The organism is Veillonella parvula (assembly GCF_024461875.1).
Lineage (GTDB): Bacteria > Bacillota > Negativicutes > Veillonellales > Veillonellaceae > Veillonella > Veillonella parvula_I.
Genome location: NZ_JANGAL010000007.1, coordinates 1 through 13,546 on the forward strand (window position 1 = coordinate 1; position 13,546 = coordinate 13,546).

Genomic DNA, 13,546 nt, shown 5'->3' on the forward strand with positions numbered 1-13,546 from the left:
TTTTGTCCCCCACTTTAGTGGCTGTGTTATTACCTGTTGCTTGACCTGTACCTACGGCACTGCTCTTCGCCAACCAACCGAAGTCCGCTACCTTATCTTCTACAGCGATAACACGAGTATCTACCTCTTGGATTTGGTCTTCTGTCGCTGCTTGACCGCTCACAGGAGCCTGCCCACGAGTCCATGTCTTATTGGATAAACCATTCACAGTACCTTTGTTGTCCTTGTTAACAGTTACATCTCCCGCTTTGAGGTCTTTACCTTCTACAGTACCTTCGGATGTAATATTGCCTTTAGTCTTAACAGTACCATCTGCACCATCAAGCACAACATTATCATTTCCTAAGTTAACTTTACTTGCCAACTTGATATCATAATTTGTATGACCATCAGCAGGATCTACAGTTTTTTCTAGTACCAAATTCGGAGTTTCTGTATCTTTCTTATTAACAGATACTGTCGTTTTGGATGCTGCAGCCGCTTTCTTCACATCGCCGATGTTCGCCGCATTCGTATCAACATCACCGCCGCTCGCTACATTGGAGATGACTTTACCACCATTGTTTAAGCCTTTATCGGTAAGAGATATTTCATTCGCACCAGGATTAATGGTCATGCCTTTAGGACCGTATTGAGTTGTATTCGTACCGTCTGTCACAGTCGTGCCTGCACCACTGATTGTAGATACTGCATTGCCGTTTTTGAATTGAGCGCTAGTCAAGTCATTCAATTCTTTAGACAATTGCACGTGCAACTTACCGTCTTTCGCATTAACACCGATATTGTTATCGGACAATTTCGCTGCGTCAGCACCGCCAACAACTTCTAGCTTCTGATTCAATGTCTTATTAATAACTTCAGGATTATTATCGCCACCGAATTGCAAACCGTCTTTTAATGTTGCTATCTGTTCTTCAGTACCAGTTGCATTAGTATAAACAATGCGATCCGCTTGGTCTGTTTCACCTACATGAGCATCACCTTTTCCAGTCTTAATAGTTGCCTTTGCACCATCCGGATTTATAAGACCTAAACTAGTCATATCAGAAATCTCTTTATTTAAGGAGAATGTAATATCTCTACTAGTTTGATTTACATTTAGGTTATTACCTGCTTTAAAAGTCACTGTATCAGAACCAGTTACAGTACTTGTGGAGTCACCGGAATGAGTTCCACCATCAGCAGCAGTAGCGACATTCCATGTTGCTAAGGTCTTAACCTTTTGTTCGCCTTCCGGTGTAAGGTTATCTAGCTTATTCGTTGCAGCGTTATTGATTTTAGCCTTTGTATCATCATTGATATCAACAGTTACTACCCCATCTGCAGCAGTAGTAGCAGTCGTCATAGTACCGTTTTTAAAGTTCAAACCTTTCTTTAATGTAACGGTCTTATCTGCCCCATCATTATCCTTATAAGTCAGGATAGTAGATTCTGCTACCTTAGTTGGATCGATTCCAATTTTATAAGTTGCTGTATCTTTGTCCGCGCTAAGCTCAGGTGTCACTGTAATTGGACCATTAGGATCCGCTGCTGCCATTGTAACCGCTTTAACAGCCTCTTGTTTAACTGCTTTTTCTGTCACAGTTACTGTTACATCATCACCAGCTGCAGAAGTCGTTACAAGGCCTGCACCTTTTACATTAAACTTCACATCACCTGTACTTAAGGATTTCTCTGTTGTATTACCTGTATCGCCACCTAAGGAAATCTTACGAGCCAAGGCTGCCGTATTAGTTGCAATGTTCTGCGTATTGGTTGCAATATTACCTTTATTTGCGGCAATTTCTGTAGCATTTTTCGTGATATTGTCCGCATTCTTTGCAATATTGTCCTTATTCTTATCAATATTATCTTTATTCTTAGCAATATTATCTTTATTTGTTGCTACTTGTGTATCAACGGCTTTCAATTGATCTTCTGTTGCCGCACGACCACTAACAGGAGTTGTAGTACCAGGTGTCCAGGACGTATTTGTAAGCCCTTCAACTGCAGGTGCGGTCACCTTTGTCGTAGCTGTTACCGTATTAAAGTTTACATCATTTTTAGTCGCTACAGTAAATGTCTTGCCATTTTGAGTTATAGCAATATTGGATCCATCATTAAATGTAACGGTATCTCCACCTGTTACTGTTTCAGCATTACTGTTATTAGCCTTTACCTTCCATGCGGACAAGCTCTTAACTTTTTGTTCACCATCTGGTGTAAGGTTATCTAACTTATTTGTTGCGGCATTATTGATTTTAGCCTTTGTATCATCATTGATATCAACAGTTACTACCCCATCTGCAGCAGTAGTAGCAGTCGTCATAGTACCGTTCTTAAAGTTCAAACCTTTTTTTAATGTAACGGTCTTATCTGCACCATCATTATCCTTATAGGTCAAGTTAGTAGTCTCAGCTACTTTAGTTGGATTGATACCAACTTTGTAAGTCGCTGTATCTTTGTCCGCGCTAAGCTCAGGTGTCACTGTAATTGGACCATTAGGATCCGCTGCTGCCATTGTAACCGCTTTAACAGCTTCTTGTTTAACTGCTTTTTCTGTCACGGTTACTGTTACATCATCGCCAGCTGCAGAAGTCGTTACAAGGCCTGCACCTTTTACATTAAACTTCACATCACCTGTACTTAAGGATTTTTCTGTTGTGCTACCAGTATTACCACCTAAAGAGATTTTACGAGCCAAGGCTGCCGTATTAGTTGCAACATTACCTTTATTTGTGGCAATTTCTGTAGCATTCTTCGTGATATTATCCGCATTCTTTGCAATATTATCCTTGTTCTTATCGATATTATCCTTATTCTTAGCAATAGCATCTTTATTTGTTGCTACTTGTGTATCAACGGCTTTCAATTGATCTTCTGTTGCCGCACGACCACTAACAGGAGTTGTAATACCAGGTGTCCAGGACGTATTAGTAAGCCCTTCTACCGCAGGTGTTGTTACTTTCGTCGTAGCCGTTACAGTATTAAAGTTCACATCATTTTTAGTCGCCACAGTAAATGTCTTACCATTTTGAGTAATAGCGATATTGGAGCCATCATTAAATGCAACTGTATCTCCACCTGTTACTGTTTCAGCATTACTATTATTAGCCTTTACCTTCCATGCAGATAAGCTCTTAACCTTTTGTTCACCATCTGATGTAAGATTATCTAGCTTATTTGTTGCCGCATTATTGATTTTAGCCTTTGTATCATCATTGATATCAACAGTTACTACCCCATCTACAGCAGTAGTAGCAGTCGTCATAGTACCGTTCTTAAAGTTCAAACCTTTTTTTAATGTAACGGTCTTATCTGCACCATCATTATCCTTATAGGTCAACTTAGTAGACTCAGCTACTTTAGTTGGATCGATACCAACTTTGTAAGTTGCTGTATCTTTGTCCGCAGTAAGCTCAGGTGTCACTGTAATTGGACCATTAGGATCCGCTGCTGCCATTGTAACCGCTTTAACAGCTTCTTGTTTAACTGCTTTTTCTGTCACAGTTACTGTTACATCTTTACCAGATGCAGTCGTTTTAGCAAGACCAGCACCTTTAATATTTAAAGTACTATTAGCAAGATTAACATCACCTGTACCAGTATCTCCAGCTACTTTCAAATTCACACTCTTTAACTGTGCCACATTTACAGCATCTGTATCAGCTGTACCAGCAGCCACACCTGTGATTTGACGTGTATTAGTCTCATTACCTACAGCAAAGGCACCTAAAGTAGATGTCAATGCTTTACCGGATAAAGATCCATATTTATCGGTTCTAGAGTCATTTACATCATAGCCTGCTACACCGCTAGCTGTGCTTGCTTTAGACTGTGAACCTATAGCTACACCATTCGCTACAGTAACAGTTGCACCACTACCTAAAGCAGTCCCTTTAATAGCAGCAGTTGTTGTAGAAGCATCAGGACCTATAGCCATAGAATCAGTTGCCGCTGCACCTTTATTAGATTTATTCCCAGCCAAATCAGAATTAATAGAAATATATTTAGATAAAGTCTTCTCAGCTATTGCATATAATTGAGAGCCATTCACCGCATCGGTAGAAGTTGCACTAACAATACCAGGTGCTACATTTTTGAGCTGACGTTCATAACCAGGAGCACCGAAGGATACAACGTCACCAGGCAACACATTTTCACCACCGGCCCAGTTAACCGTATCTCCATTACTCATAGTATAGCTTGTTTGTGCCACACCCGCTGCATCAGTATTAGCACCACCACCGATTGCAATGGAGTTATCCCGATTAGCTTTGGCACCGGCACCGATAGCGATAGCATTAACTACATTACCAGCCTTACCATCTAGGCGAGTAGCAGAATCCGCCCCCATGCCGAGAGAAAGACCCAAGTCACCGGCTTTAGTTTTCATACCAATGGCAGTCCCTGCATGACTAGCTGTAGCAGTTATGTATTGAGGTAGTTGGATATTCGCCAAATCTATAGATGCCTGTCTCAATGTACCCGTTTTTGCTTGTCCAGTGTTAATATCTGTATAAGTTACAGTTCTAGCGAATGCGACCTCTACGTCATCACCTCCGACTACAATAGAAGAATCCCCACTAGCTACAGTATTACCACCGATAGCAATAGATTGAGAACCCGTCGCTTTAGCACCACTATCATCAGAAGCTCCACCGATAGCAATTGCCTGATCTTCTGTTGCTCGAGAATGTCCACCGATAGAAACACTATTATTACCACTAGCAATAATCCCAGAGCCAATACCAATTGCCCTATACCCATCAACTGAAGAAGTTCTAAATTGACTGCTTGTCCCTATAACTATACTAGACATATTACTTGTAGTTGCATACTGACCGATTTTAATAGAGCCTTTGTCTGTTAGCTCCGACGGTAAAGTCGCCCCCATAACATGAGCTGCACCACCAGTTACCGCCAACACAGCAAAAACACTAGTCAATACAGCCTTTTTAGCACTATAGTTATTTGCTATCTCAGACACAACTACATAACACTCTTTGCTTTTACTCCAAATCACCTTGAAAATCTTATTCATGAAACACTCCTATTACAAGAACTATAACCTAAATATCCATTTATAAAACCTCATACTTACATATGAAAGCTTATAATTAACTATAATATTTATAATTATATAAAATTTTCAATATAACAATCAAGATGATTTCATTTTCTATTCATGCTTTATCATCATATAAGAATCCAGTATTTACAGTATTATTTTAATTCTATTTTAGACTTTTGCCATCTTATAAGTACATTATTTTACTCATTCATATATTAGTTTATGAAATTTTATTCATTTTTAATGCAGATTTATCTTTTTACATTTTTTTTATATGTAACTATGCTAAAAACGCAAACAAAAACGGATAGCTCATTACGAGCTATCCGTTTATTTCTTTGGTGATCCAGGAGGGATTCGAACCCCCGACCCACGGCTTAGAAGTGTGTAGACAAAATCAGCATTTATCAAGCTTCACCAGCATTTACATATGTTTGCAAGCATATATGCAAGCATAATTACGTTATTTTTTATACTTGCAAGGAGAATCTGTTCACTACTTTATTCTATAAAAAAGATTCCAATGTTCCAAAATTCCACTAGTATATAAACTAAGATAACGTATATAAATCATTTTTAATCCTACAACATATATATAAAAAGGAAGGGCGAAGCCCCTTCCTTTTTATATATATTAAGTAGGCAATAAATTATTATATATCACCAGATTCAATCAATTCATCTCGATAATAATATTCGGGAATACGAATTATCTCACATTTAGCTTTAACCAGCTTTTGTTCCTGTTTCGACGACAGTAAAATATCTGAAGCTAAAAATACTCTTGTTAAAACAATATCTTTATCATCCGCCATAAACAAATCAAATTCATCTTCACTCAAAAAAATCTTCATTAATGAATTATCAATATCACATGTATTCTCCAACTCAACCAACGGCCTAATATAGTCTAATAGATCATCAATTAAAGAAACATTTACATCTTTACTTATTAATCCAGTCTTAAAATACTTAAGATTATGAGGTAACTCATTTTGTATATTAACTAATCTTTGATAAGTAACTTCCTCACAAATATTATTCTCATTATTTGTACAAAGAATATATTTACGCTGACCACCGTCATCACTATTTAATCTTGCAACAGCATGACCTGTAGTTCCAGATCCAGCAAAAAAATCTAATATAGTAATATCATTCTCACCATATGACTTTATAAGATTATAAATTAAACTAGATGGTTTAGGATAAGAAAAGTTGTCACTTTTCACTATAGCCTTAAATTCTTTATCAGCATCTTGATTGTCGCCCCAGTCTAATAATAAATCTGTTATCGCCTTTCTATTATTTAAATCTGATTGGAGCTTATCTCTTCTAAAACTATAATTTTTCGTAATAAAAAATACATCCTCGTCACAAAATTGATTAATTCGCTCTTGACTATCTCTATATTTTGCGACTGCTCTGAAAGAGTTTTTTGTTCGCCCATTTTCTATATACACATCATCAAGAAATTCTGTGGACATAGTTTTATTTTTATATACACCTTTAGGAATACATACAATATCGGAAGCGAGTTTCACTCTTATTCCAGCCTTTATTTCTCGCACAGAAGCTTGATTAGATGCATTATCTACGCGCGTAGTAGAATCAGTGGTTGTGTCAATAGCTAATTTAGGAGCCTTTGCTCTATGCTTTGCAAATACAGTAATATATTCCATTACACTAGCTATATTTCCATGTAAATAAGATGGTTGTTTCTTTCGTTTCCAATGTAGCTGTCCAATAAAATTAGTATCACCAAAAATCTCATCACAGAGTAACTTTAAAGGTGCTTGCTCATTATCATCAATACTAATGAATATAATTCCATCATCAGATAATAAGTTTTTAGCTATTTTTAATCGGACAGACATAAAACTCAACCATTTACTATGTGCATAGGAATCATTAGAATCAACAAATTGATCATTATACTTAAAATCTTTATTGCCTGTATTATATGGTGGATCTATATATATTACTTTAATTTTCCCCTTATGTGTCTTTTCTAGTAATTTTAAAGAATGCAAATTATCCCCTTCTAAAAGAAAATTATAAAACTTATCGTTTTCTTTTCTAATTTTCTTTGATCTACTTTCTTTAAAAACCAGAATATTGCTCTCTGCTAATTCATCAACTTGCTCCGTATGCTCTTCCCATACTAATCCATACTTCTTTTCATTCAATACTTGTTCAATTTCATTAATAGCACGAAGGCTCGAAGCATCATCTTTATTTACTTCACGTAATGATTCTAAAAAAGAAAGCATACGTATTCGTTTTTCTTCTGATAAATTTGCCATACTATACCTCTATTTTAAAACTGTTTCAATACGCTTCCATACAGATATATCAGATAGATCATCTACCCACCTATCCGTTGTATTAATGTATAAATCACTATTCTTATCTCGTACAAAACCATATTTTAAATTATATTTTTTAGCGTATGCTACTAACGCTTCAAACTTGTGTTTAGCCTCAATATCAATATTTTTATCCTGACCAGCCTTAGTTTCTCCACCTTTAGTTTCTACAATCCATATTGTCCCATCATCCATCTGAACTAAATAATCAGGGTAGAAGCTACGAGCCCGCCCTAATGCCATGTGATAAACCATCGAAATATAATTTATTCCTTTATCACCATTTTTATAAACAAACTTAATCGATTTCAATGTTTCACAATATTTTTCAAATAACTTCTCTGGTGTAGACCTAAAGTCTAACATAGAAGAATCATAGTCATTATATACATTTTTCAGAAAGTTAATCGGATGGGTTTCAGGTATTATAGGATAAACCTCTTCAGACAAAATAGAGGAGGTCTCTTCTTTAATATCTACAAAAATCTGATTTTGTTGAGGTCTTTGAGATAGTGATTTGCTTTTTTTCTCAAAATCAACTAAAGCATCATAGATTAAATCTTTATTATTAATAATAAAAGCATAGTATTCCCGCAATTCAAGCGGAAGAATCTTGTAAGCTAAAGAAGTACCAGATACCCGTCCAGACATAAATAAAGTTCTGAAGAGTCGTTGTGTATTATCATAGTCTAACCCTAGAACCTTTGAAAAACGACCTATCTCATGACGTAATAACAAACCATGGACATGTGTATTCACCTCAAACTTTATATCATTTTCACTAGTTGCATTTATAACATCAGCAAGAGTTCTAAATCGCCCATTTAAAAATTTTCGAATTAACTTAGTTCCAAATATAAATCCATTCGATTCTAAAGTATGTATATTATAATTTAAACCATTTGAGTTTTTAACTAATGAAACTAAATTAAATTTATCTATAAAGTACGCATATAACAGCGTACGAGCTTGTTTCATATCAATATAATTATAATTATTATCAATATACTCTTTATAAATTTTTATTGGTTTTGCTGCTGATTTTAAAAAGACACGCTTTACCTCATACCCTGTACCATCATGAATAACTGCCTCTTTGTATTTTTCATCTAGTGTGTAGAGATATGCACAATCGAGAATATCCTCACCATAATGCACTGCCTTTGGCATTCGTCTCAATCGACCCAATGTTTGAATCTCAAAATTTTCATTCATATTTTCACGTAACTTCACTAGTATTTTTGCTCTCGGACAATCCCATCCTGTTGATAAGGCCTGTTTAAACAATAGGAAACATGGTTTTGCATTATTATGAGTTATACTATTAGCCTCATTTACATCACCAATATTAATTTTCTCTAACTTTTTGGAGTGCATTTCTTTATCAGCTTTAGTTTCCTCACTAAACCAACTTGCAACCATCAGATTATCATAATTATATCCCTTTTCTTCTAGAATCTTTTCTACACGACTGATCATAGAGTCACTCAGACTAGGAAATTGTATCAAAACTAAAGGATTTACATCTTCTCCTTTATTTTGGTATGCATGATAAATTTCTTTGCGTGTTTCGTCAGCTTTATCAAGAAGTATTTTAAGCTCGTCATTTTCGTCTTGTAAAAAACTAACATTTAAATCCTTATTAATATACAACGCTTTTGTGATAAGTTGTTCAGAAATAACAGTCTCTTCAGAAATTACATACGAGTCTATACCACGACGCAAATCAGGCGTAGCTGACACACGAATTTCACGTACTGGATTCATAGCACTTATAATATCACGAGTCTTTTTAGTATTATTCTGATGCTCTTCATCAATCAATACAACAAACTCTATTTTATTTTTATGTGCTATAGCAATTTGCTCATATAAATTTTTCCGTTCACTATCCTTTAGAGCACGGTTACCTTTTTTGGTGATTGTCTCCCAGTTAATAAAATACGTTACATCAGAATTAAATCCAGAAGTTAATACATCATTAAGATTTCCTGTATGTAATGAAGGTGAAAATCTTTTCATTTTTTCTTCAGACTGTTCTTCCAACTCACCTTTACCTGGTGTTAGCCAACAATACACATATCGCCCAGGATAATCAGCTTCCATCCGTTCAATTAAGCCAATTAATGTGATCGTTTTACCACTACCTGTTGGTGCTTTTACCAACATTTTCTGTGTTCCATCAGGGTCTTCAAATTGTTCCAAAATCTTATCAATAGTATTTTGTTGAAACTGTTTTAATTGTATCTGTATCATATGGCTCCCCCAAAGACTACGAAATATATACTCAGTATATCATATCAACTTTATCCAAAAAATATCCCCTAGAGCCATTGGCCCTAGGGGATGGATTATGCAATAAAATAGCTATTTCTAGCCTCATCTATATATTCCTCTACACTTTGTCTTGGAATCTTCCATGTTCGATTAATACGATAGCATTTTAATTTACCTGAATTGATTAACTTGTATGCAGCATTTTTACCGATTCGTAACACATCACATAGATCATCTACCGTTAAAATATCATTTTCTTGATTTAATAGCATATTCAATACCTCCTTCATTATATATTACTTCTATGTTAGAAGTTCTCTAGAAATCAAACAAAACTATACAAAATTCATATCACAGAACCATAACGTAATACAAAATAAGGTATTGAATCCTATTATTTATTTTGCCAAAAACCTATCCTGGCAGTTCATTATATAAAGATCTAAAGCTTCAGCTGGTATTCTCCAACATTTTCTACCTTCCTCTTTATAGGCTTGAAGTTTACCGGCTTCTATTAATTGATATACTACTTGTGCACAGCATCCAAGAAGTGACGCTGCCTCTGCAACATAGAGTACTTTTTTCTCTATTAGCATAATTATCCTCCTTTCTTTAATATTATTTATATGTTAATTACCAAACAACTTTAAACGCCTTTTTAAATTAATAAAAAAATATTTTAATTATTCTGTATTAATATGAAGCTAAAATACAAACAATAACATGAATTAATATTAGCTAGTTAATACCGCTATCGTCTGTCCTTATATCAGCTAATACATTATTCTAAAAAAGTATTATTTGCATATTAATATATACAAATAATGATTAATGATATAATAAAACCAAAGAATTGTGTTGTGGCAATAAAATTTGTAATTAAGGAGGAACTACATGTCAAAAGAAAAGGTAAAAAATGATAAAGTTAATACTGAGCAAGATATCTTAAACGAGTTGGCCTTCTATAAAAAAGATGATCTTATTCCACAGCCTTATCCTCTATATAAGGCCTTTGTTACCTTAATATCAAAAGCAAGTTCTTTAGAAGAGTTTCAACTACTAAAGACACTAATAGAACAATATAAAGAGAGTTTTACTTCAACTGAATACACGCAATTAAAAATGGGTATAGGCAAAATGGTTTATAAAAAACTATAAATCCTAATTATTTATACTCTTTATCGCTACTCTATAATTTCGTACAACCAAAGTTAAAATTTATAACCATCAATCAAAGAAACAATCTACGCCTAAAGAAGGTATAAAGTACTACTGTTATTACTTGTGAGGATATATCAATGAAGTCAGACTCAAGCAAAAAAGGAAGTTTAAAGGAACTCCCAATTGATCTATATGAAGCGTTTAATAGAATAATAGAACAATCAGGCTCTTTAGATGAGCTCATAACTTTAAAGACAATCCTAGAACTTCAGAAGATGGAGCTAGGAACAGATTGTTATGTTAGATTAAAAAATAGGATAATAAAAAAAATATATAATTTCTTATAAAACTTAATTATATTTGCTATAGTATTAATTTTATATTCTATAAATTGCAGAGTTAATATATTAGAATGCGTACAAATTATATGCTCTATAACTATTGAATTGAAAAAGTCTATCTTTTCAATTGTATATTATAAGATTGATAGCATATATAGCTATTCCTTAAGGTTCTCCCCTAGGTGCACTGACACCTAGGGGTATTTTTATTTGGAGGATTGGTATGAGCAAATATTACCAAAATACATTTCTATTTATTAGCAAGAAACAATTAAGCCTTCAGCCATTACTAAAAGCTTTACAATGGGCTTTTACAGAGCAAGTCGAACGTTTAGATATCCCCCTTGTTCGTATGGGCATGTTTGCCAATCTACTGACAGACAGTCGAAAACATATCATCATTGATTATGATATCTATCAACATACACAAACTAAGGAGTATATCCTTCGTGTTCACACAGAGAGCCAAGACGGAACTCATCCTATTGATCTGGAATATTGTCGTGTGTACTTATCGCCCACTGTGAAACTACATTATCTATCAGAGGAGCATTCAGAACTAATCTATATCAATACGGATACATCACAGATATATTTACCTATACGAATTAAATTTGAACGGTATATTGATGAAACGTATGACGTCAACTATTTTATTAGTTTAATCGCATTCAAATGCTTCTTAGCTAAAACGTATCCAACGTTACACATTGATATATTTGATGGCTTTAAAGCCATTCACTCTAAAATCAATCGATATATTAAATCATCTAATGCAAATAACTGGTGTCATATCGCCAGCTACGAATCTAAATAAGTTATTTCAATATAAGGAGAATCTATTATGAATACAACAGTTGAAACTATGTTAACAGAACTATTACCAAAGGCATCCGTACAAGAATTAGTTGAACGCTATGGCGATCCATATGATGCGTTATTTCATGCAGAAGAAGCTGAATGGTACGACGCACCTGGTATGGGTAACCGTGGCATTGCTAAACTACGAGCTATTAAGTCTATTATTAAGAATGTACAGAATCGCACTCGTAAGGCCCCTATTAATGTAGGTAGACCTATTGATATCTACAAAGCGATGTCAGATATGCAATATTTTGAAACAGAACACGTGCGAGTGTTATATCTTAATGCTCGCAATCACCTTATTAAATTTGAAGATATTTCTATCGGTGATGTGACAAGTGCTTCACTTGATATTAAATGCATCTTCTCTTCGGCAGTTCGCTTGAAGGCATGTGGAATTGTCATTGTTCATAACCACCCATCTGGAGACTCGCATCCTAGTGAATTAGACATTCGTGGTACCAAACGAATTGTAGAAGCTGGTAGGCTCTTTGATATTCCTGTCTTAGATCATATCATCATCGGACATGGTGAATTTCATAGTATGAATGAGTGTGGTCAATTATAAGGAGGAAAATACTATGCCAGCTAAACGATTTATTTGTCCCAATGGGGATGAAATTAATATGTATGAATGTCTACTACGATGCCCACAAGGTACGAGATGTATGTTTCTACCTACATTACGTGCTGTAGCTTCATCATTAGAACGCAATTTAACTAAGCCTTCAGTTACTGAACTACTAAGTGGAACTCGTGAGTTATATCTAAAAAAGATTACTGAATACGCCGTAAATCCGCAAAAACAACTATATGCTTTACATGGTTCCGCTGTGCATACCATTACAGAGCGTCATACCAGTGGCAATATGCTTTCAGAAGAGCGTTTGAAGAATACCACCACAACAGGACAGCTTGATTTATATGGGCAAGTGTTATCCAATACGGATACCACACTGGGTGATTTGAAAATTACCAGTTCCTATAAGTTGATGAGAGCATTAGGTTACTACAAAAAGGATGTAGAAACTGGTGAAGTATATAAAACAGGTTTGAAGAAAGGACAACCTAAAACACGAAAAGAATTATTCACCGATGGCGTACGTTATGTATTAGACTGGGCGTTACAGTTGAACTATTATCGACTACTGTTAGAGGAAGAAAACTATACGGTATCATCTATGGTGATTCAGGCCCTTTGTCGCGATACAGGATTACGCATTGCTTCCGAACGAGGCATTACACAGCCGTTATATCTCATCCCCATTAACCCCATTAGTAACCATTGGTTGAAACGATACATGGATGCTAAAGCAAAACGGTTACAACAAGCGATAGAAACCGGTGTTGTACCAAAGAAATGTAGCCAACGCGAAACTTGGCATGGTAGAAAATGTGAAGGTTATTGTACTGTATCCGCTCAATGTAAAGAGATTGAAGCAGCACAACAAGTAAAGTCAGCATAATTGAAAGGAGGCATT

General features: G+C 35.1%; 9 protein-coding genes. 4 read left to right on the plus strand and 5 right to left on the minus strand.

The features are described 5' to 3' along the window. The 5 genes from NE668_RS08760 to NE668_RS08780 all read right to left on the minus strand — a co-directional run. Positions 1-5,023 (minus strand): ESPR-type extended signal peptide-containing protein (locus tag NE668_RS08760; RefSeq protein ID WP_256196648.1); only part of this gene is annotated, 5,023 nt, incomplete at its 3' end. A gap of 683 nt (positions 5,024-5,706) precedes the next feature. After that, positions 5,707-7,359, minus strand: a complete 1,653-nt coding sequence (locus tag NE668_RS08765) for a site-specific DNA-methyltransferase (RefSeq protein WP_227037856.1) — start codon at positions 7,357-7,359, stop codon at positions 5,707-5,709. Between the two features lie 9 nt (positions 7,360-7,368). Continuing rightward, entirely contained in the window at positions 7,369-9,678 is a 2,310-nt protein-coding gene (locus tag NE668_RS08770) for a DEAD/DEAH box helicase (RefSeq protein WP_227037854.1), read from the minus strand. Positions 9,679-9,773: 95 nt separating this feature from the next. After that, the gene (locus tag NE668_RS08775; RefSeq protein WP_227037853.1) at positions 9,774-9,971 is read right to left on the minus strand and encodes a helix-turn-helix domain-containing protein; all 198 of its coding nucleotides are present in this window, start codon (positions 9,969-9,971) and stop codon (positions 9,774-9,776) included. Positions 9,972-10,097: 126 nt separating this feature from the next. Next, positions 10,098-10,295, minus strand: a complete 198-nt coding sequence (locus NE668_RS08780; RefSeq protein WP_227037851.1) for a helix-turn-helix domain-containing protein — start codon at positions 10,293-10,295, stop codon at positions 10,098-10,100. Between the two features lie 298 nt (positions 10,296-10,593). Between NE668_RS08780 and NE668_RS08785 the strand changes: the two genes are divergently transcribed. The 4 genes from NE668_RS08785 (at position 10,594) to NE668_RS08800 (ending at position 13,531) form a co-directional block, all read left to right on the plus strand. Continuing rightward, positions 10,594-10,857 carry a hypothetical protein gene (locus NE668_RS08785; RefSeq protein WP_227037848.1) on the plus strand — a complete coding sequence of 88 codons (264 nt, stop codon included), beginning with the start codon at positions 10,594-10,596 and terminating at the stop codon, positions 10,855-10,857. Between the two features lie 567 nt (positions 10,858-11,424). Next, complete coding sequence (locus tag NE668_RS08790) at positions 11,425-12,018, plus strand: hypothetical protein (protein ID WP_227037846.1); 594 nt, start codon at positions 11,425-11,427, stop codon at positions 12,016-12,018. A gap of 27 nt (positions 12,019-12,045) precedes the next feature. Then, positions 12,046-12,633: a JAB domain-containing protein gene (locus NE668_RS08795; protein ID WP_227037845.1), complete on the plus strand. Its 588-nt coding sequence runs from the start codon at positions 12,046-12,048 to the stop codon at positions 12,631-12,633. A gap of 13 nt (positions 12,634-12,646) precedes the next feature. Continuing rightward, positions 12,647-13,531, plus strand: a complete 885-nt coding sequence (locus NE668_RS08800; RefSeq protein ID WP_227037843.1) for a hypothetical protein — start codon at positions 12,647-12,649, stop codon at positions 13,529-13,531. Positions 13,532-13,546: the final 15 nt, after the last annotated feature.

Excerpts from the sequence above, each read along its gene's own strand:
- NE668_RS08765 (WP_227037856.1), bottom strand. The coding sequence starts at position 7,359 with ATGGCAAATTTATCAGAAGAAAAACGAATACGTATGCTTTCTTTTTTA.
- NE668_RS08770 (WP_227037854.1), bottom strand. The coding sequence starts at position 9,678 with ATGATACAGATACAATTAAAACAGTTTCAACAAAATACTATTGATAAG.
- NE668_RS08775 (WP_227037853.1), bottom strand. The coding sequence starts at position 9,971 with ATGCTATTAAATCAAGAAAATGATATTTTAACGGTAGATGATCTATGT.
- NE668_RS08780 (WP_227037851.1), bottom strand. The coding sequence starts at position 10,295 with ATGCTAATAGAGAAAAAAGTACTCTATGTTGCAGAGGCAGCGTCACTT.
- NE668_RS08785 (WP_227037848.1), top strand. The coding sequence starts at position 10,594 with ATGTCAAAAGAAAAGGTAAAAAATGATAAAGTTAATACTGAGCAAGAT.
- NE668_RS08790 (WP_227037846.1), top strand. The coding sequence starts at position 11,425 with ATGAGCAAATATTACCAAAATACATTTCTATTTATTAGCAAGAAACAA.
- NE668_RS08795 (WP_227037845.1), top strand. The coding sequence starts at position 12,046 with ATGAATACAACAGTTGAAACTATGTTAACAGAACTATTACCAAAGGCA.
- NE668_RS08800 (WP_227037843.1), top strand. The coding sequence starts at position 12,647 with ATGCCAGCTAAACGATTTATTTGTCCCAATGGGGATGAAATTAATATG.